This window comes from Lactovum odontotermitis (assembly GCF_054658595.1).
In genome coordinates this window covers 1-20,344 of record NZ_BAAGGQ010000024.1, presented here as the reverse complement: position 1 = coordinate 20,344, position 20,344 = coordinate 1, and the positions used below count along the sequence as shown (strand labels likewise).

Here is a 20,344-nt window from a genome sequence, read left to right as displayed (position 1 = left end):
TAAAATCTCTTAAAACTTATATTATAAATAAAAAATAAAGAAAGTCGGAGTTTGTTTTCTTGCATTTTAAGACATATTCAGTTAAAATGTTAATGTACATAACGTCTAAAATAAAATAGAACAAATAATCTTGAGTGTCTAAATACAAGAATCTAGATTATTGAAGAACGATTTGTGATTGGCTGAAACTGAAATAACAGCATAAGCGAATTAGGAGGAATTATGGTAACCGGCAAACATTCAACGGACTGGCAAAAAAAACATACCGAACTTCATTTGAAAAAGGTGCAGCAGGATTCTGTCTTGACGCATTTTCGAGCGTGGAAATCTGGTAAAAACTGGCTTTATGCTTCCTCTCTTTTCACGATATTAGTGGGGGGCACAACAGTCGCCAAGGTAATCAGTCCTGAGCTTTTACAAACGGATGCTCAGGCGCTTTTTAATACTTTTGAGCCTCATGCAAGTGCAGATACTATAACTGCGCCAAGTTCGGCAGGTTCTTCGTCAAGCAGTGCCTCAAGCGTTTCATTAAAGACTGCTGTAAAAACTGCTGTGAATTCTGCTGCCGGGAGCGTGAGTGCGGCTTCATCAGAGAATTCGAGCTTGGCTACTTCATCCTCGGCTTCAACTTCAACTTCGTCTGCAGCCAGTAAAGCTGCTTCAGAGAATTCTCAGTCGGCGGCTATGACCCTTTCAGAAATCGCTAGTTCAACGGCATCATCCGTTGCCTCAAGCCATGCTTCAATGGTAGCAGCCTCAATCAGCTCGAGCAAAGCTGTTTCAGTAAGTCTGATGAGTGAACAAGCCAGCATAGCTCCATTTGCAGCCGCAGCGCAATCAGGTGTGGGTACAGTAGATAACAATACACAATGGGACACCGGAAACCACGGCGCACTGCCTAATTTTGCCGATAATAACAGCTGGGGAATAGGCGGCGGCGCAAGCAGAGGGAGTGCCGCAAATCAAATTGGTTTGATTTCGCAGGGCGGGAATATAGCAGGCGGAGCAGCTTATAGACCCGCGGTAGATATGACAAAGCCGCTCACAATTAACGGCTCGTTCCAGGTGACGACGACAACAGGAAGTGATTGGACTCAAGCCGGGGATGGCGTAGGCTTTATCTTGTCTCCAGTAAGTTCTACAGACCTTCGAGAAGGCGGCGGACAAGAATCACTCGGTGTTGGCGGTCTTCCGAACACCATTTTCCTGGGAAGAGATTTATACAGTAATCCTGGAACAGACGGCGGAAGCGGCGGCGGTACAACAGAAGTTGCCATCCGCTTCACTGATTCCGCAGGCGCCCTGCAGCCGACAAATTATGACGCAGGCGATAAACCTTTAGCTAGTTCAGGTGCAGCGTGGGCAAAGATGGATGATGTGGCATTGGTAGGCGGGCGGCAGACATCGATTAACGAAGGGGTGGAAATTATTTGGACGCCTACAGGGCCTGGAGATACACCGGGAACTACCACTGGCACGCTGACTATGACACTTGTCTCCACAGTGGGCAATATTCCATCCACTATAACTTTGGCGACAACAGTAACCGTGCAGAACGTGATGACAGTCGGTTTGGCGGCCTCTCAAGGCGGAAATACAGGAACCATGGGTGCCACACTAACCGGCGCTACAGGTATACAGGCGACGCAGAATGTCTTAGTAAATTATGTCAATCAGAGTACAGGTTCAGCAGTAGCTGGCTGGAAGCAGTCAACGATTACCGCCAATGTAGGAGACAGTGTAGCAGTCGTTGCTCCGGGCGGACAGTCGAGCTCAAACCCCGGTGCGCCCGGAAGTTATACTTACGTTGCGCCAAGCGCTCCTGCTGGATATACATACAGTAAAGTAGACCCTCCGATTGTGAATGTCAAAAACTTTTTCTCAGATACAGACAATCCCAATGTCGTCAATGTATATTACACACCGAATCAGCAGACGGCGAAATTCTACTATAGTTATGCAGACGGAACAACAGGACCCGCGCTTCCGGCAATGACACAAGGCGACGGCTTGACAGACGGGGCGATTTCAGCCCCCATACTTGATATTCCTTCTGGTTACACGGCCAGCTACTTAGCACCAAATGGAACTGTCTTCACCAGTTTAGGTGAAGCTATCCTTTCGCAATCAGGCCCAGGAGGCACAGCTGGAACCTATGGTCCGAATTCCTCAACAGGAACGACAGGTTACACAGCAAATACCAATGATTTCAAGATTATTCTGACAGCCAACCCTCTCACAGTGACGGTAAAAGGGCAAGACAGCAGCGACGCCGCGATTCTCAATAATCAGCCGTCAGGTCAGCAGGGCGGTTCAATTGCCACCCAAACGGGAGATACAATTACACCGAACGTTCCGCAGACGACGACAAGTCCGAATGGTTACCCGGTCACAGCAATCGTCACAGACCAGAGCGGAAAAGATGTTACAAGCGATTTCTTCGGCAAAAAACTGACCGCTTCCGATCAGAATACAACTTACAATGTTCATTACATACTTACCGATGAAGGAGAATCGGACTCCGAGTCTGATTTTGACCATAATTCTGACCTGGACAGCAATTCAGATTTTGAGCATAATTCTGATGTAGACAGTAATTCGGATTTTGTACATGATTCTGAGTCGGATAGTACTTCGAACTTTGAACATGATTCTGAATCAGATAGTACTTCGAATTTTGATCATGATTCGAATAGTCTGAGTGATAATGATTCGGATAGTTTAAGTGATTCTACTTCAGATAATTTGAGTGACAGTGACTCGGATTCACTGAGCGACAGCGCTTCGGACAACGTGAGTGATTCTGCTTCGGATTCACTGAGCGACAGTGCTTCGGACAATGCGAGTGATTCTGTTTCGGATTCCTTGAGTGATAGTACTTCGGATAGTTTGAGCGATTCGAGTTCAGACAGTTTAAGTGACTCAAGCTCAGATTCCTTGAGTGATAGTGCTTCAGATAGCTTGAGCGATTCAGCTTCGGATTCCTTGAGTGATAGTGCTTCGGATAGTTTGAGTGATTCTGCTTCGGATTCCTTGAGTGATAGCGCTTCGGATAGCTTGAGTGATTCAGACTCAGATTCTTTGAGTGACAGTGCTTCAGATAGTTTGAGTGATTCTGCTTCCGACAGTTTAAGTGACTCAAGTTCAGATTCTTTGAGTGACAGTGCTTCAGATAGTTTGAGCGATTCGAGTTCCGACAGTTTAAGTGATAGTACTTCGGATAGTTTGAGCGATTCTGCTTCAGACAGTTTAAGTGACTCAAATTCAGATTCCGTGAGTGATAGTGCTTCGGATAGTTTGAGTGATTCAGCTTCGGATAGCTTGAGTGACAGTGCTTCGGATAGTTTGAGTGATTCGAATTCAGACAGTGTGAGCAATTCTGCTTCCGACAGTTTAAGTGACTCGAGTTCAGATTCATTGAGCGATAGTGCTTCGGATAGTTTGAGTGATTCGAATTCAGACAGTTTAAGTGATAGTTCTTCAGACAGTGTGAGCGATTCTGCTTCCGACAGTTTAAGTGACTCAAGTTCAGATTCCTTGAGTGATAGTGCTTCGGATAGTTTAAGTGACTCAAGTTCAGATTCATTGAGTGATAGTGCTTCAGATAGCTTGAGTGATTCAGCTTCGGATTCCCTGAGCGATAGTTCTTCAGACAGTTTAAGTGACTCAAGTTCAGATTCCTTGAGCGATAGTGCTTCGGATTCCTTGAGCGATAGTACTTCAGACAGTTTGAGTGATTCTGCTTCAGATTCCTTGAGTGATAGTACTTCAGATAGTTTGAGTGATTCTGCTTCCGACAGTTTAAGTGACTCAAGTTCAGATTCCTTGAGTGATAGTGCTTCGGATAGTTTGAGTGATTCAGCTTCAGATTCCTTGAGTGAAAGTGCTTCGGATTCCCTGAGTGAAAGTGCTTCGGATTCCCTGAGTGACAGCGCTTCGGATAGTTTGAGCGATTCCGACTCGGATTCCCTGAGTGACAGTGCTTCAGACAGTTTGAGCGATAGTGCTTCAGATTCCTTGAGTGACAGCGCTTCGGATAGTTTGAGTGAAAGTGCTTCGGATTCCCTGAGTGAAAGTGCTTCGGACAGCGTGAGTGATTCTGACTCGGATTCCCTGAGCGACAGTGTTTCTGATAGTCTGAGTGATAGCGACTCGAATAGCCTAAGTGATTCTGATTCAGCTTCCGATAGTTTAAGTGACAGCGATTCAAATAGCATAAGTGATTCTGATTCCGTTTCCGATAGTTTGAGTGATAGTGCTTCGGATAGCGTAAGTGCTTCTGATTCCGTTTCCGATAGTTTAAGTGATAGCGCTTCGGATAGCTTGAGTGATTCCGATTCTGTCTCTGATAGTTTGAGTGATAGCGCTTCGGATAGCTTGAGTGATTCTGATTCCGTTTCCGATAGTTTAAGTGACAGTGACTCGAACAGCGTGAGTGCTTCTGATTCCGTTTCCGACAGTGTGAGTGACAGTGATTCAGATAGCGTAAGTGCTTCTGATTCCGTTTCCGACAGTTCGAGTGACAGTGATTCGAACAGCATAAGTGCTTCTGATTCCGTTTCCGATAGTTTAAGTGATAGCGATTCGAATAGCTTGAGTGATTCTGATTCTGTTTCCGATAGTTTAAGTGACAGTGACTCAGATAGCTTAAGTGACTCGGATTCTACTTCTGACAGTTCGAGCGAGAGTGCCTCGGATTCCCAGAGTGACAGTGTTTCCGGTTCAGATAGTTTAAGTGATAGTACCTCAGACTCTCAAAGTAACAGTGTTTCCGATTCTGACAGTTCGAGTGACAGTGCTTCGGATTCCCAGAGCGACAGTGTTTCCGATTCCGATAGCTCGAGCGAGAGCACTTCGGATTCCCAGAGTGACAGTGTTTCAGACTCTGATAGCTCGAGCGAGAGCACTTCAGATTCCCAGAGTGACAGTGTTTCAGACTCTGATAGTTCGAGCGAGAGTGCATCAGATTCCCAAAGTGACAGTGTTTCAGACTCTGATAGTTCCAGTGAGAGTGCATCAGATTCCCAAAGTGACAGTGTTTCAGACTCTGATAGCTCAAGCGAGAGCACTTCGGATTCCCAGAGTGACAGTATTTCGGACTCAGATAGTTTAAGTGATAGTACTTCAGACTCTCAAAGTGACTCGGATTCTACTTCTGACAGTTCGAGCGATAGTGTCTCGGATTCCCAGAGCGACAGTGTTTCCGATTCGGATAGCTCAAGCGAGAGCACTTCGGATTCCCAGAGTGACAGTATTTCGGATTCCGATAGTTCCAGTGAGAGTGCATCAGATTCCCAGAGTGACAGTGTTTCAGACTCTGATAGTTCGAGCGAGAGTGCATCAGATTCCCAAAGTGACAGTGTTTCAGACTCTGATAGTTCGAGCGAGAGTACTTCGGATTCGCAGAGTGACAGTATTTCGGACTCAGATAGTTTAAGTGATAGTACCTCAGACTCTCAGAGCGACTCGGATTCTACTTCTGACAGCTCGAGCGACAGTGTCTCGGATTCCCAGAGCGACAGTGTTTCAGACTCTGATAGCTCAAGCGAGAGCACTTCGGATTCGCAGAGTGACAGCATTTCTGATTCCGACAGTTCAAGTGACAGTGTCTCAGGCTCTCAGAGTGACTCGGATTCTACTTCCGACAGTTCAAGTGATAGCGTCTCGGACTCGGATAGTTCAAGTGAGAGTACATCAGATTCACAGAGTGACTCCGATTCTGCATCCGATAGTTCAAGCGAGAGTACTTCAGATTCTCAGAGCGACTCAGATTCTACTTCGGACAGTTCCAGTGATAGTGTCTCGGATTCACAGAGCGACTCAGATTCCACATCGGACAGTTCAAGTGACAGTACCTCAGATTCTCAAAGTGACTCAGATTCCACATCGGACAGCTCCAGTGACAGTAGCTCGGACTCCGACAGTTTGAGTGATAGTACTTCAGATTCTGATAGTGCATCAGAATCTCAGAGTGATTCCGATTCTATGAGCGAAAGTCCGCGTCGGCCTGCAACACCTTCTCATAAGACAGATTTGCCGAAGACCGGCGAGCAAACTTCAGATGCAGCTCTACTGGCAGGAGAAGCAGCGCTTGGTCTGGGACTGGCGGCGGCAGTTTTACAAAAGAAAAAGCGGACGCTAAAGAAAAAGAATAAAAATTTGAAAGATAAATAATCTGGCTGTTCACAGTTTAACTCTCTAGTTTTCAATCTCTTAAAAATAAAAAAGAGTTTCATACGAAAGTGTGGGATTCTTTTTGCTTTTGAACTTGGGTTCTTGCTATTTTTCTCGTCATAAAAATAAGTGTCTGATTTAGACAGGGTGACGAAAAAATTCTTGAGAATGATATAAAAGTGTGTTTGAAATACTCTAACTAGAGTTTAGCGCCCGATTCTGTTACAATAGACAAATGAAGAAGATTCTCTCGCTAGTAATTATTGCGGCCGGCATCCTAGCGGACCAGCTCGTCAAAAACTGGATTGTGGCGAACGTTCCGCTGAGCACAACCAAAAAGTTCATTCCAGAAATCATGAGCTTAACACACGTGACAAACTCCGGCGCTGCCTGGTCAATGCTGGAAGGCCAGCAGTGGATTTTCAACATTCTGACTCCAATTGCCGTGCTAGCCGCGCTGTATTTTCTCTGGAAGAAAAATGGACAAATTTTCTATAATGTCGGATTAAGCCTGGTCATCTCCGGAGCGCTGGGAAACTGGATTGACCGGATTCGCCAAGGCTTTGTCGTCGACATGTTTCAGACAGATTTCATAAACTTTGCGATTTTCAATGTGGCAGATGCCCTATTGTCAGTGGGATTTGTCGTCCTGATTATTGCAATTTTGACAGATAAAAGTGAACATCTCTCGACTTAATGTCTGTTTTTGCAATATTTAAAGGAAAATGTAAAAAATGAAAGAAATTTGGCAGGAGTTATTTGATAAAGCCGCAGCAGTAGTGAATCCTCGAGATATTTCCGAAAGTATCTTCGCGGGGAGTGTCGGCGCAGCCATATTAACCTCGAACGGGAATATTTATACAGGAGTTTCCGTAGACACGGATTGCTCGATGGGATATTGTGCAGAGCGCAATGCAATCGGCAGTATGCTGACAGCTGGCGAAAACCGAATTGTAAAGCTTGCAGCAGTTATGAGCGGCAAGGTCATTTTGCCCTGTGGTGTCTGTAGAGAATTTCTGATGCAGCTGGCGGATGAAAACTCAGCAGACATGGAAATTCTGCTCAGTTTCGAACCACTCAAAACTATAAAACTGGCAGAACTTCTGCCGCACTATTGGGATAAAAATGCAAGTAATAATTGACGAAAAAAACGCCGGTGAGCGTCTGGACAAAGCTCTGTCAAATCAGACAGAGTTTTCGCGCACGCTAATCGGCACACTAATAGACGAAAACCAAGTCACTGTCAACGGAACTGTCAAAAAAGCCAAATACAAGGTGAAAACAGGCGACAGCGTCGAGTTTGAAGTGCCGGAACCAGAGGTGCTCAACATCGCGGCAGAGGACATTCCGCTCGACATTGTCTACGAAGACGAGGACGTGGCGGTCGTCAACAAACCCCAGGGCATGGTCGTTCACCCCTCGGTCGGCCACAGCACAGGCACGCTGGTCAACGCTCTGATGTTCCATATCAAAGACCTCTCGAGCATCAACGGCGTCATCCGCCCCGGCATTGTCCACCGCATCGACAAAGACACGTCGGGCCTTTTGATGGTGGCAAAAAACGACAAGGCGCACGAGTCACTGGCGGCGCAGCTCAAAGCCAAAAGCACCCAGCGGCGTTACCTCGCGATTGTACACGGCGTCCTGGAAAACGAGCGCGGCACGATAGAAGCGCCGATTGGACGCGACCCCAAGAACCGGCAGCGGCAGGCAGTCGTCGCGGGCGGAAAAGCTGCGATTACCCACTTTAAAGTGCTGGAGCGTTTTCCGAGCGGACATGGGTCTGGCGGTTACTCCCTAATCGCGCTTCAGCTCGAAACCGGGCGGACACACCAGATTCGTGTACATATGGCCTACATCGGTCATCCAGTCGCCGGCGACCCACTCTATGGACCAAGCAAAAGCTTGAGCCCCAACGCCGGACAGTTCCTCCATGCAGAAACCCTCGGATTTATCCACCCGAGAACTGGCGAGCTGCTTGAATTCTCAGCACCAGTCCCGCGAATCTTCTCAGAGACATTGAAGAAACTCAGGCAAAACTAATCGAGCACAAACCCAGTGTTCGTTTTTTTTTGCGCCATAAAATCTGTGTATACCAATTTTAAAATATTTTATGCTTGACAAAGAAAACAACAAGTAATATAATATTTCTCGTGGAATAAAACCATAAAAATACAACTATACCAATTTAAAAAAGGAGATTTTATGTGCGGAATTGTAGGTGTCGTAGGAAATCGAAATGCAACAGATATTTTAATGCAGGGGCTAGAGAAGCTGGAGTACCGAGGCTATGACTCAGCCGGCATCTTTGTGACAAATGCGAATCACAAGTCAAAGCTGGTCAAATCAGTCGGCCGGATTGAAGACCTGCGCAATAAGCTGGGGATTGACGTTGCAGGGACTTCAGGCATTGGACACACCCGTTGGGCCACGCACGGCAAACCAAGTCTCGAGAATGCCCATCCGCAGACTTCTACATCCGAGCGCTTCATTCTCGTTCACAACGGCGTCATTGAGAATTTCGAAGAAATTCGTCAGAAATACCTGTCAACTGACAGTTTTATCGGCCAAACGGACACGGAAGTCGCAGTGCATCTCATCGCTAAATTTGCCGAAAATGAAGGTCTGCCGGTTCTGGAAGCATTCAAGAAAGCACTGGACATCATTGAGGGCAGCTATGCTTTTGCCCTGATGGACGCAGAAGCGCCAGACACGATTTACGTGGCCAAGAATAAGTCGCCGCTTCTCATCGGCCTAGGTGACGGCTACAACATGGTCTGCTCGGACGCCATGGCCATGATTCGCGAGACCAGCGAGTTCATGGAAATTCATGACAAAGAGCTGGTGGTACTGGAAAAAGATTCTGTGACAATCACGGACTACGCCGGAAATCCCGTGACGCGCGAGAGTTACACCGCCGAGCTGGATTTGAGCGACATCGGCAAGGGCACTTATCCATTTTACATGCTCAAAGAAATCGACGAGCAGCCCGCTGTCATGCGCAAACTCATCAAAACCTATGTCAATGACGACGGCACAATGAATGTCGCGCCGGAAATTGTCCAGGCTGTCCAGGAGGCAGACCGCCTCTACATTATCGCCGCCGGAACCTCCTACAACGCCGGTTTTGGTGCAAAAATAATGCTGGAAGCCTTGACTCAGGCGCCAGTAGAGTTAGGACTCGCCTCAGAATGGGGCTACGGCATGCCGCTCCTATCCGAAAAACCGCTCTTCATCTTCCTCAGCCAATCCGGTGAAACCGCCGACAGCCGGCAAGTCCTCGTCAAGGTCAACGAACTCGGCTTCCCGAGCCTAACCGTGACCAATGTGCCTGGCTCGACACTATCGCGTGAGGCCACATACACCATGCTGATAGGTGCGGGCCCTGAAATCGCCGTAGCGTCCACCAAAGCGTACACCGGTCAGATTGCAACCCTGGCCTTCCTGGCGAAGGCCGCTGGAGAAGCCGCAGGCCTGCCAGCCGCACACGACTTCAACCTGGTCAAAGAACTGTCGCTGGTTGCCCAGTCCATCGAAGCGACGCTCTCAGAAAAAGACAAAATCGCCTCGTTAGTCGAAAAACTATTACTGACGACACGCAGTGCCTTTTACATCGGCCGCAAACAGGACTATTTCGTTTCCATGGAAGCATCGCTAAAGCTCAAAGAGATTTCCTATGTCCAGTGTGAAGGCTTCGCCGCTGGCGAACTCAAGCACGGCACCATTTCCCTGATTGAAAAAGGCGTGCCAGTCTTGGCGCTGTTATCAGACCCGGCAGTTGCCTCGCACACCCGCGGGAACATCATGGAAGTCGTGGCACGCGGCGCTTCGACAATTATCATTGCTGAAGAAGCAGTCGCAAAGCCTGAGGACGACATTATCGTCACAAATGTGCATCCTTGGCTGTCTGCGATTGCCATGGTCGTTCCGACGCAGCTTATCGCTTATGAAACCTCGCTGCAGCGTGGGCTGGATGTGGATAAACCGCGTAATCTGGCCAAAGCCGTGACAGTTGAATAATAGTAAAGAGTTAAAAACAGCAATAAAGTCTGCCGAATCCGGCAGGCTTTTTGATTACCATGGACATACCAGTTTAAGATAAACTTTTTTCCGCCTATTAGGAAAAAAGCTTAGAAGAAATATGAAATCGTTTTTGTTAAGATTACATTATAAAAATAAAAGAAAAATAGTTCAAGCATTTATGCAAAACTATTAAGGAGAATAAAATGACAAAACAAGTATTACTCACCTGCGGTGCAGGCGCCTCTTCAGGATTTATGGCCGCAGCAGCACGTAAAGCTGCTAAAAAAGCTGGTGCAGATATTGAAGTTAAAGCAAAGAGCGAAACCGAAATTGAAGCCTCTTTGCCATCCATTGACCTACTCCTCGTGGCACCTCATCTGAAATACATGATTGACGAAGTCAAAGGCATGTGTGAAGAACACAATGTAAGATGCGCAGTCATTCCCCAACGCATTTACGGTGCACTGGACGGTAAAGGTCTAGTAGAATTTGCTGTTCAGCAGCTGGAAGGAGAATAAACGAGTGGAAGAGTTTGAAACAGTGGAGCGTGATGATTTAGCAGTAATTTCGATGAATGTGATTCTACATGCCGGCAATGCGCGTGAAATGATTTTCGAAGCAGCGCAAAAAGCGTCCGAGGGAGAATTTGATGAGGCTGAAGAATTGATGAAACAGGCAAATGCGGAACTTGTCGAAGCACATCATGCCCAAACCGCAACTTTGCAGAAAGAAGCCGAAGGAATCATCGTTCCTTATTCCTCACTTTTCGGACATGCCCAGGATCACCTGATGACAGTGAGCTCAGAACGTCACCTGGTCAAAGAAATTATCAGATTATATAAAAGAATAGGATAAAAAACTGAGCATTTGCTCGAACGCTATTCAAAGTCGAACGCGTAAATGCGGTTCAAAGGAGAAAATAACATGAACAAATTTATGAATTGGATGACGGAAAAATTCGCACCCAAAGTAAATAAAATCGCCAAGAATGCCTGGGTGGCCTCCATCCAAGATGCGATTCTGACAGGCATGCCGATGATTCTTATCGGTTCATTCGCAACAATCTTGAGTTTGGTGAAATCTTACCTGAATTGGTTCCCGGACTTTTCTATGATTAGTCAATTTTCATTCGGACTGTTTTCTGTCTTTCTGGCCTATTTGATTCCAAATGCAGTCATGAAGCACAAGAAACACGCTGAAATTGCCCAGCAGTCAGGACTTGCCGGACTCGCCTTCTTCTTCATGCTGGTTTTCCCGAAGATTAATGCGGAGACTGCTGCCATAACATTTGACGGAAATACATTCGGCACGGGCGGTATGATTGCAGCGCTGATTGCAGGTCTGCTGGTAGGTTTGGTGATGCATCTCTTCACGAAATTCAATTTTATCAAAGAGGATTCAAGTCTGCCAGATTTTATCGCTGTCTGGTTCAACACACTCTTTCCGATTATTATCATTCTGCTGATTGGCTGGCTCTTCACTTTCCAGCTTCATATCAATCTTTATGCAGGAATCAATGCTTTATTTGAGCCTTTGGTTCATCTGGGTCAGAGCTTCTGGGGACTGGTCATCATTAACTTCCTTTCCTTCAGCTTTCTGTATTCGTTCGGCATTTCAAGCTGGGTCTTGGCTCCAGTGGGCTATGCGATTGCACTTTCCGGAATTGCGGCGAATCAGACGGCTCACGCTGCAGGACAAGCGGCATCGAATATTTATACGGTCGAAGCTTTAACGCTGATTATGCTCGGCGGCGGCGGTGCCACACTTTCTCTCTGCATCATGATGGCTTTCCTTTCAAAATCTCAGCGTCTGCGCATGATTGGCAAAGCTTCCCTTATACCTGGTCTTTTCAACATTAACGAGCCTTTAGTTTTCGGTGCTCCGATTGCTTTCAACCCGACATTGATGGTTCCGTTCTGGATTAACGGCCTAGTTGGCCCAATCTTACTCTGGCTTGTGATGAAAGCGCATCTTGTCCCAATCCCATATCAGCCTTTCCAGCTCTGGTACACACCAGTGCCGATTGCAGGCTGGATTATTACCAAATCCATCATGGGCGTCATCTTTGTATTCGCATACTTTGCAATTTCATGGTTCATCTACTATCCATTCTTCAAAACCTACGACAAGCAAGCAGTTCAGCAAGACTTAGAATGGGCAGCAGAAGAAGATTAGAGAAAACGCTCCGCTTGCCAGCAAAACTTACAAGCGTTAAAAGCGGATAACTCAAACAGAAAGCACACATTCTACATCTAAATAAACCAACAGAAACAGGAAACCAACACATGAAGAAAAATCAATACCCGTATTTTCCGGAAAATTTCCTCTGGGCAGGTGCCCAAGCCGCTTCACAAGCCGACGGCGCCTACACCCAAGATGGAAAACTCCCCAACTCATCAGATTTGCAGCCCTACCTTAAAGGCTTATCCAATATAGAAATCCAAGAAATTGAAAGCAAAGGGATGCAGCTTGAGCAAGTGAAAAAAAATCTTGCAGATAACAGCAGCTTCTATCCGAAACGTCACGGTATTGACTTCTATAACACTTACGAGAAAGATTTGGAAATGCTGGCCGGAACAGGAATGAAAGCCTTTCGGACCTCAATTGACTGGTCACGCGTTTTCCCCAAAGGAGATGAAAAAGAGCCGAATATCGCAGCACTTCAACATTATGAAAAAATCATTGACAAAATTCGCGAAGTCGGCATGGAGCCTATCATCACAATGCTCCACTATGAAACACCCGTTCATTTGACGCTAGAATACGGCGGATGGGCAAATAAAGAACTAATAGAAATGTTTGCCCGTTATGGCAAAACTTTGCTGGACTGGTTCGGAAATAAAGTAAAATACTGGATTTTGATTAACCAGATTAATATGATTCAGATTGAGCCTTTCCTATCACTGGGATTTTGCAAAGACCAGTATGAATATCCCGAAGAAGCCGAGTATCAAGGCGTACACAATCAGATGGTTGCCTGTGCAATGATTCAGGAATACGCCAAATCACTTCACAATCCGGATTTACATATCGGCACAATGGTGGCAGACGGAACAGCTTATCCCTTCTCGTGCAAGCCGTCTGACGTGGTGCTTGCCATGCGCCGCAACCGAATGCAGTATTTCTTCACCGACGTACAATTTCGCGGAAACTATCCCCAATATGCCCTGAATTATTTCCAGGAAAAGCAGATGAAAATTGAGATAACAGAAGCAGAAAAAGCCTTGCTTCGTGACAATACGATGGATTACTTAGCCATTTCCTACTATTTCTCTCAAATGGTAGATTCAAGCCGAAACGGTTATGAAGCCTATGATATTTCGCCGAACCCGAATCTTGACGCCAGTCCCTGGGGCTGGAACATTGACCCGGAAGGCCTGTACAATACGCTGTCGCAATACTGGGACCGTTACGAAAAACCAATCATGATTGCAGAAAACGGCTTTGGAGACTATGATGAAGTCGTTGACGGAGCAATCAATGACACTTACCGCTCAGATTATCTAAGCGCGCATATCGAGCAGGTTGGACGTGCCGTTTATGACGGCGCAGATGTCTTTGCCTACTGCGTTTGGGGACCAATTGACATCGTCAGCTGTTCCTCTCAGCAAATGAGTAAACGCTACGGTTTCATATACGTTGACATTGATGATGAAGGAAACGGTTCTCATAAACGCTTTAAAAAAGCAAGCTATGACTGGTACAAACGTGTGACGGAAACAAACGGCAGTGAAGTTTGATAACAAGAGTTTGACAATAATTTGAATTGGAAATCAAAAAATCTGTCGGAGCACCACGCTGACAGATTTTTGACAATTTCTGAGAAAATGTCAAGTTGAGTTGTTTAATAATTCTTACCATTAATTCTTACTTTTTAGTCACTTTTCAGATATTGTTTTAAAAATCCTTAAAAATATTATAAAATAGTAAGGGTGGCTCTAACAAAATCACGAAAAGCAGTTTGTTAGAGCTGCCCTTAAGAAAACCAGAGGAATTTTTCATGAAAAAGAAAGAGCTTTTGCTCGATTATTTAAAAAATAAAGAAACCGTCTCATATGTCGCAGCTGCAGAATTGGCCAAAGTACTTGGAGTGACCACCCGGAGCGTCCGATATTACGTCAGGCAGCTCAATGAAGAAAGCCCGGAAATTATATTGTCACATCGTGAAGGTTATCAGTACAATCAAAAATTGAACAATCTGTCTAATTTCCTTGAAAATCCTGAAAATCTTGAAGAAAGACGTTTTCTGATATTGCGTCAACTTTTGAAGAAGACAGATGAGGGCATTGATTTATTTGATATTTCAGAAAAACTGCAAGTTTCAGATGCCACCATCCGTGCAGACATTGCAGTCCTGAAAAAACAGATACAAAAATTTCATATATCCATCGTGCAGCATGATTTTTCCTATTATTTAGTCGGAAAATATGAGCATAAAAAAGCTTTAATTATTGATTTGATTCAAAAAAGAAGCATCGCATTACCGGCTTTAGACGATGTCATGCAAAAATTTCTGGGAGAAATTTCCTTACCAGAGCTGTCCGAGGCCTGCTATAAAATTTTTGCAAAATACGATTTTCAGCCGAATCATTACTTTTTCCAGAATTTTTTATTACACTTGACAATCGCGCTCAATCAGCAGGACATTGAGGAAGAAAAAGTCTTTTCCAGTTCATCATTTCAGATGGTGGAGGAAATATCAGCCTGGATATTTGAAAATTATGATTTGACCCTTTCATCTGAAAGTCAGCAGGAATTGGCTTTACTTCTTGACGGAGAGCGGCAGCCGGAAGGACAAGAAGTCAAAAATTACGTGGACGAAAAAATTGAAAAAACACTGAAAAATGCGCTGAAAGAACTGAGCCGTGTTTTCATGATTGATTTCCGTGACCCGCATTTTCTGACCCGCCTGCTTTTGCACACACAAAACCTATACAATCGTGCCCAAGCCAATAGAATCAAGCGAAACCTGAGCACATGCGAGATTAAAGCGCAGTATCCCATGCTATTTGACGTCGCCGTTTATTTATCTGCGCTCATTAAAAAAGACCTGAAAATTGAAATTCCTGAAGATGAGATTGCCTTCATGGCGCTGCACATTGGTTCATTTTTGGACGAACAAAACCGCAATGTCAATAAAATAAAAGCAGCGCTAGTGGTTTCAGACTATTTAGGACGAAAAAAACAAATTGAGCAATTGATTGAAACGCGCTTTGAGACAGATTTAATCTTTATTTCAGAGCCGGAAAACGCCGAACTGGTTATATCAACGGACCCGACCTACAAAAAAGGACAAACAAAAACCATCATCATCCGAGAATTTTTAACAGAACGAGATTTCAGTCAAATTGGAAAAGGCATCAATCAGATAAAGAAAAAACATGAACTGACCTTTTTAGAAAATCTGCTGCCCTGCCTGATTCTGCCGGACGCCTTCGTTAAAATGGAAGATTCTTCGTCGAAAACTGAAGTGTTTGAATTTATCGGCAGCTGGTTTTGGAAACACGGATTTGTTGAGGACAATTTCACAGAAAAACTGCAGGAACGCGAAAAAATGTCATCCACCGTGTTCACAAGCGGCATAGCAATACCGCATACCATCGAATACGTTGCGGAAAAAACAGGCATCATGCTGATAAAACCCGAGAAAAATTTTAACTGGCATTCCCAAAAAGTGGAACTGGTACTTGCCCTTGCAGTCAATCCGGCAGACTCTGCCGACTTCAACCGAATTTTTTCCCGATTGATTGAACTCCTGGTAGAGCCTTACCATGTTCACTATCTAAGAGAAAGTCAAGACCGGGAAGAACTGATTCAGCGCTTGCTTGAATTAATGCTGCAGGATGAATATTTTGAACTATAAAGCTAAGATGTCAAAATTATTTGGCATCTTTTGCTTCCCCCGCCACCAGAAGACAGACCAGAATTTCATCACATAAAGACGATTCTCAAATAATTGACACATACCAAAGAAAACAATTTTTCTGCTATAATAGACCCATGCCAAGATTCAGAAGACTCAAAGCCACCATTGCCTACGACGGCACAGACTTCGCCGGCTTTCAAGAACAGCCGGACCAGCGGACAATTCAGTCCGAGATTGAAAAAGTCCTGACAAAAATCAATTCCGGCCAGGAAATCAAGATTCAGGGAGCTGGCCGCACAGACGCCGGTGTACATGCCTACGGACAAGTTCTGCACTTTGACTTGAACGACCAGCGGCCGATTGAGCGGATTCGCTTTGCACTGGACACACAAACGCCGGCCGATATCTCAGTCTGGAAGCTGGAAGAAGTCACCGAAGATTTTCACGCCAGATTCAGTCCGCACGAAAAGATTTACGAATACCTTCTGGACAATTCCTTCACACGCAGCCCTTTCAAGCGCCGCGGACAAGCCTGGTTCCGCTATCCCTTAGACATTGAGCCGATGCAGGCGGCAGCAGCAGAATTGACAGGCCGGCACGATTACAGCGGCTTCACCGCCACAGGAACTTCAGTCGAAGATAAAGTCCGGACAATCACAGAAGCCAGCGTATCTAAAATTGACGGGACAAGCTTCAGATTCACCTTCCGCGGCAACGGTTTCCTCTATAAACAAGTCCGCAACATGGTCGGCACACTCATCAAAATCGGCAACGGCAAAATGCCGGTGTCACAAATTAACAAAATCTTAGCGACGGGCGACCGCCGCTTTGCAGGCCCAACGGCACATCCTGAAGGTCTTTATCTTAAGGAGGTCATTTACAATGACGAATAAAAACGTTTTAGCAATTCACGATATTTCCTGCGTCGGCCGCTGCTCATTAACCGTGGCGCTGCCCATTATCAGCGCCTTCGGCGTCGAGTGCCGCATTCTGCCGACGGCTATTTTATCCACGCATACCGGCGGATTCACGGGTTTCACCTATCTGGACCTAACCGATGAAATGCAGAAAATCCTAAAAGCCTGGGAACCGCTCAAACTCCGCTTCGACAGCATTTACAGCGGCTTCATGGCTAGCGCTGACCAGATTGACATTCTAAAGTCAGTTGCCGGCTCGCACACAGAAGCCCTCTCCGTGATTGACCCCGTCATGGCCGATAACGGCGAGCTCTACAGCGTTTTTGACCAGAATTTTGTCGAAAAAATGAAAGAAGTCGTGCCGGTCGCCGACGTCCTGATTCCAAACATCACGGAAGCCTGCCTCCTGACTGACACAGCCTATCAGGAGAACTTGACAGAAGACTTTATTGAGGATTTGGCCAGTACTTTGCAGAACATGGGCGCGAGAAACATCGTTTTTACCGGTGTCAGCTTTAGCTCTGGCAGAATCGGTGCTGCCGTGGTCAACGAAAACGGCGACATCCAGTATGCCATGGCAGAAAAGCAGCCTGACTCCTACCACGGAACCGGCGACATCTTCGGCTCAGTCCTCACAGCCGAGCTCAGCAACGGAAAAACCCTGCTTGAATCAGCACAAGCCGCCTGTGACTTTGTCGTAGCCGCCATCAAAGAAACCTCTCCAGAAGCCGATAAAAAATATGGCGTAAATTTCGAAGCCGCACTTGCAAAACGTGCCGTAAAATGATAAGATAGTTTCGGGCACTTTATTTGCATTTGTAAATAAAGTTTCAGTAGCTCCCGCCTCTTTGGTCTGGGAGTTTTTTTATTATATTGAAAAATCCCAAACAGCAAATTTATTTCCAACACTTTAAAATGGTACAATTCAATCATTGAATTCACACCAGCTTACAAAAAAATTATAGAAAGAGACAAGGTAAAGTCATGTCAACAAAATACATCTTCGTCACTGGCGGCGGCACATCATCAATGGGAAAAGGCATCGTTGCTGCATCACTCGGCCGTCTGCTCAAAAACCGCGGTCTAAAAGTAACCGTTCAAAAATTCGACCCTTATCTTAACGTTGACCCAGGCACTATGTCGCCCTACCAGCACGGAGAAGTCTTTGTAACAGACGACGGCGCAGAAACAGACCTTGACCTCGGCCACTATGAGCGCTTCATTGACATCAATCTCAACAAATACAGCAACGTCACCTCCGGCAAAATCTACAGCGAAATCCTGCGCAAAGAGCGTAAAGGCGAGTACTTAGGCGCAACCGTGCAGATGGTGCCTCACGTGACCAATATGCTCAAAGAGAAAATCAAACTCGCCGGAACCACCACAGACGCAGACATTATCATCACCGAAGTCGGCGGAACCGTCGGCGACATGGAGTCACTGCCCTTTATTGAAGCCCTGCGCCAAATGAAAACCGAAGTCGGTGCCGACAATGTCATGTACATTCACACCGTACCAATTCTCTACCTTAAAGCAGCAGGCGAGCTGAAAACGAAGATTGCCCAGAACGCCACCGCACGTCTGCGCGAACTCGGTATTCAGGCAAATATGCTGGTTCTGCGCACAGAAGTGCCGATTACCCAGGAGATTCGCGATAAAGTGGCCATGTTCTGCGACGTAGCACCGGAAGCCGTGATTGAGTCGCTCGATGTGGACCATCTCTATCAGATTCCGCTGAATCTGCAGGCACAAAAGATGGACCAAATTGTCTGCGACCACTTAAAACTTGACGTACCGCCGGCAGATATGACGAAATGGTCAGCCATGGTCGACCACGTCATGCATCTGAAGAAAACCGTGAAAATCGCCCTGGTCGGCAAATACGTTGAGCTGCCGGATGCTTATATCTCAGTCGTAGAAGCATTGAAGCACGCAGGATACGTCGCTGACGCTGAACTTGACCTGCGCTGGATTAATTCGAATGACGTGACAGATGAAAATATCGCTGAATTAATCGCCGATGCTGATGGCATTATAGTGCCTGGGGGCTTCGGGCACCGCGGAACGGACGGGAAAATCTCAGCCATCAAATACGCGCGTGAGCAGGACATTCCTTTCCTCGGTATTTGCCTAGGCATGCAGCTGGCATGTGTCGAATACGCGCGAGATGTGCTAGGTCTCAAAGGCGCTCATTCCAGAGAATTGGACCCAGAGACGCCTTATCCGATTATTGACCTTATGCGTGACCAGATTGACGTTGAAGACATGGGCGGCACACTGCGCTTAGGGCTTTATCCAGCCAAGCTGAAACCAGGCACCAAAACTGCCGAAGCCTACAATAACACAGAAGTTGTTCAGCGCCGCCACCGTCACCGCTACGAATTCAACAACGAATTCCGCGAGCAGTTTGAAAAATCCGGCTTCATCTTTTCCGGTGTTTCTCCAGACAATCGCCTCGTTGAAATCATCGAATTGCCTGATAAAAAATTCTTTGTCGCCTGCCAATATCACCCAGAACTTCAGTCGCGCCCGAACCGTGCGGAAGGGCTCTTTACAGCATTTATCAAAGCAGCTGTGGACAACTGATACAACTGCCTCGCTCAGGCTAAGAGAAAACTACTTATTCCCGTCTTCTTCATCATCAAGAAACTTCATGAGTTTCTGTTTAAGGCGGGATTTTTGCGTTCGATTAATTTCCTTTCCGTCAATAAGTCTGAGCAGAAGCAGGCGGTCATTTTTCTTGAGCTGTTTGATGAACGTCGTCATTGTGTCAGTAATCAGCAGCTGACTGTCAATCACATAAGATTCGTCCGCTACATGATTAACAGCATACTCCAAATCAACATAATTGTCAGTATCAAACTTTCGCTTATAAGCGTTTTGCTTCCGGATTAAATTAATCAGATGCTGATTAAATCTGACCTTAAAATAGACGGGCAGCACTTCCTCAGAATGACCAGCCTGCAAGAGCTCATAGAAAATAATCATTCCCTCCTGAACGTAGTCGTTTATATCCCAGAGATGAATCTTGTAAAGCTTGCGTGCCTTGTAAATGATAGGTAGAAATTTGCTGAATTGTTCATTGAAGTCTGGACTGAAATCCGAACCAGAATTAAAGTTCTTATCAGGAGTTGGGGCCATAAAATCTCCTTTTCAAGTATTACAAAAATTTTAACAACTTATTTTAAAAAAATAAAATATAAAAAAAAAAAATAAAAAAAAAATAAAGTAACAATAAAAAAAAGGCAAAGAAAAAAAAGAAAAGGTTAAAGAACATAAGAAAGAAAGGATAAAAAAGAAAAAAGGGAAGAGTAGAGAAAACAATGGAAGGGAAAAAAATAATGAAGGAAGTCTGTGTTAATGG

At 45.6% G+C, this 20,344-nt stretch carries 14 protein-coding genes; 13 read left to right on the top strand and 1 reads right to left on the bottom strand.

Translation table 11 applies throughout. The features are described 5' to 3' along the window. Positions 1-222 precede the first annotated feature (222 nt). From ACYQ2E_RS10360 to ACYQ2E_RS10300, 13 genes are all read left to right on the top strand, one after another. Complete coding sequence (locus ACYQ2E_RS10360) at positions 223-6,174, top strand: KxYKxGKxW signal peptide domain-containing protein (RefSeq protein WP_460017992.1); 5,952 nt, start codon at positions 223-225, stop codon at positions 6,172-6,174. A gap of 235 nt (positions 6,175-6,409) precedes the next feature. After that, on the top strand, positions 6,410-6,871 hold the full coding sequence (gene lspA, locus ACYQ2E_RS10355; RefSeq protein WP_460017991.1) for a signal peptidase II: 462 nt from the start codon (positions 6,410-6,412) through the stop codon (positions 6,869-6,871). Between the two features lie 37 nt (positions 6,872-6,908). Further along, positions 6,909-7,316 carry a cytidine deaminase family protein gene (locus ACYQ2E_RS10350; protein WP_460017990.1) on the top strand — a complete coding sequence of 136 codons (408 nt, stop codon included), beginning with the start codon at positions 6,909-6,911 and terminating at the stop codon, positions 7,314-7,316. Continuing rightward, positions 7,300-8,217, top strand: coding sequence for an RluA family pseudouridine synthase (locus tag ACYQ2E_RS10345; RefSeq protein ID WP_460017989.1), 918 nt, complete (start codon positions 7,300-7,302; stop codon positions 8,215-8,217). The genes ACYQ2E_RS10350 and ACYQ2E_RS10345 overlap by 17 nt, the downstream gene beginning before the upstream one ends. A gap of 162 nt (positions 8,218-8,379) precedes the next feature. Beyond that, the gene (gene glmS / locus ACYQ2E_RS10340; protein WP_460017988.1) at positions 8,380-10,194 is read left to right on the top strand and encodes a glutamine--fructose-6-phosphate transaminase (isomerizing); all 1,815 of its coding nucleotides are present in this window, start codon (positions 8,380-8,382) and stop codon (positions 10,192-10,194) included. Between the two features lie 206 nt (positions 10,195-10,400). Beyond that, positions 10,401-10,715 carry a PTS sugar transporter subunit IIB gene (locus ACYQ2E_RS10335; RefSeq protein WP_460017987.1) on the top strand — a complete coding sequence of 105 codons (315 nt, stop codon included), beginning with the start codon at positions 10,401-10,403 and terminating at the stop codon, positions 10,713-10,715. Between the two features lie 4 nt (positions 10,716-10,719). Continuing rightward, positions 10,720-11,052, top strand: coding sequence for a PTS lactose/cellobiose transporter subunit IIA (locus tag ACYQ2E_RS10330; RefSeq protein WP_460017986.1), 333 nt, complete (start codon positions 10,720-10,722; stop codon positions 11,050-11,052). A 69-nt stretch (positions 11,053-11,121) separates the two neighbouring features. Further along, the gene (locus ACYQ2E_RS10325; protein ID WP_460017985.1) at positions 11,122-12,372 is read left to right on the top strand and encodes a PTS sugar transporter subunit IIC; all 1,251 of its coding nucleotides are present in this window, start codon (positions 11,122-11,124) and stop codon (positions 12,370-12,372) included. Positions 12,373-12,482: 110 nt separating this feature from the next. Beyond that, entirely contained in the window at positions 12,483-13,937 is a 1,455-nt protein-coding gene (locus ACYQ2E_RS10320; protein WP_460017984.1) for a glycoside hydrolase family 1 protein, read from the top strand. 260 nt (positions 13,938-14,197) lie between these two features. Beyond that, positions 14,198-16,060, top strand: coding sequence for a BglG family transcription antiterminator (locus ACYQ2E_RS10315; protein ID WP_460017983.1), 1,863 nt, complete (start codon positions 14,198-14,200; stop codon positions 16,058-16,060). Between the two features lie 137 nt (positions 16,061-16,197). Continuing rightward, positions 16,198-16,956 carry a tRNA pseudouridine(38-40) synthase TruA gene (gene truA, locus ACYQ2E_RS10310; RefSeq protein WP_460017982.1) on the top strand — a complete coding sequence of 253 codons (759 nt, stop codon included), beginning with the start codon at positions 16,198-16,200 and terminating at the stop codon, positions 16,954-16,956. Further along, the gene (locus tag ACYQ2E_RS10305) at positions 16,946-17,767 is read left to right on the top strand and encodes a pyridoxamine kinase (RefSeq protein WP_460017981.1); all 822 of its coding nucleotides are present in this window, start codon (positions 16,946-16,948) and stop codon (positions 17,765-17,767) included. The genes truA and ACYQ2E_RS10305 overlap by 11 nt, the downstream gene beginning before the upstream one ends. A 197-nt stretch (positions 17,768-17,964) precedes the next feature. Then, positions 17,965-19,566, top strand: a complete 1,602-nt coding sequence (locus ACYQ2E_RS10300; protein ID WP_460017980.1) for a CTP synthase — start codon at positions 17,965-17,967, stop codon at positions 19,564-19,566. 30 nt (positions 19,567-19,596) lie between these two features. On the opposite strand, the gene ACYQ2E_RS10295 is transcribed toward ACYQ2E_RS10300, so the two are convergent. Further along, positions 19,597-20,121: a sigma-70 RNA polymerase sigma factor region 4 domain-containing protein gene (locus ACYQ2E_RS10295; protein ID WP_460017979.1), complete on the bottom strand. Its 525-nt coding sequence runs from the start codon at positions 20,119-20,121 to the stop codon at positions 19,597-19,599. Between the last annotated feature and the right edge of the window lie 223 nt (positions 20,122-20,344).

Coding starts and splice junctions, on each gene's coding strand:
- ACYQ2E_RS10360 (WP_460017992.1), top strand. CDS start 223: ATGGTAACCGGCAAACATTCAACGGACTGGCAAAAAAAACATACCGAA.
- lspA (WP_460017991.1), top strand. CDS start 6,410: ATGAAGAAGATTCTCTCGCTAGTAATTATTGCGGCCGGCATCCTAGCG.
- ACYQ2E_RS10350 (WP_460017990.1), top strand. CDS start 6,909: ATGAAAGAAATTTGGCAGGAGTTATTTGATAAAGCCGCAGCAGTAGTG.
- ACYQ2E_RS10345 (WP_460017989.1), top strand. CDS start 7,300: ATGCAAGTAATAATTGACGAAAAAAACGCCGGTGAGCGTCTGGACAAA.
- glmS (WP_460017988.1), top strand. CDS start 8,380: ATGTGCGGAATTGTAGGTGTCGTAGGAAATCGAAATGCAACAGATATT.
- ACYQ2E_RS10335 (WP_460017987.1), top strand. CDS start 10,401: ATGACAAAACAAGTATTACTCACCTGCGGTGCAGGCGCCTCTTCAGGA.
- ACYQ2E_RS10325 (WP_460017985.1), top strand. CDS start 11,122: ATGAACAAATTTATGAATTGGATGACGGAAAAATTCGCACCCAAAGTA.
- ACYQ2E_RS10320 (WP_460017984.1), top strand. CDS start 12,483: ATGAAGAAAAATCAATACCCGTATTTTCCGGAAAATTTCCTCTGGGCA.
- ACYQ2E_RS10315 (WP_460017983.1), top strand. CDS start 14,198: ATGAAAAAGAAAGAGCTTTTGCTCGATTATTTAAAAAATAAAGAAACC.
- truA (WP_460017982.1), top strand. CDS start 16,198: ATGCCAAGATTCAGAAGACTCAAAGCCACCATTGCCTACGACGGCACA.
- ACYQ2E_RS10305 (WP_460017981.1), top strand. CDS start 16,946: ATGACGAATAAAAACGTTTTAGCAATTCACGATATTTCCTGCGTCGGC.
- ACYQ2E_RS10300 (WP_460017980.1), top strand. CDS start 17,965: ATGTCAACAAAATACATCTTCGTCACTGGCGGCGGCACATCATCAATG.
- ACYQ2E_RS10295 (WP_460017979.1), bottom strand. CDS start 20,121: ATGGCCCCAACTCCTGATAAGAACTTTAATTCTGGTTCGGATTTCAGT.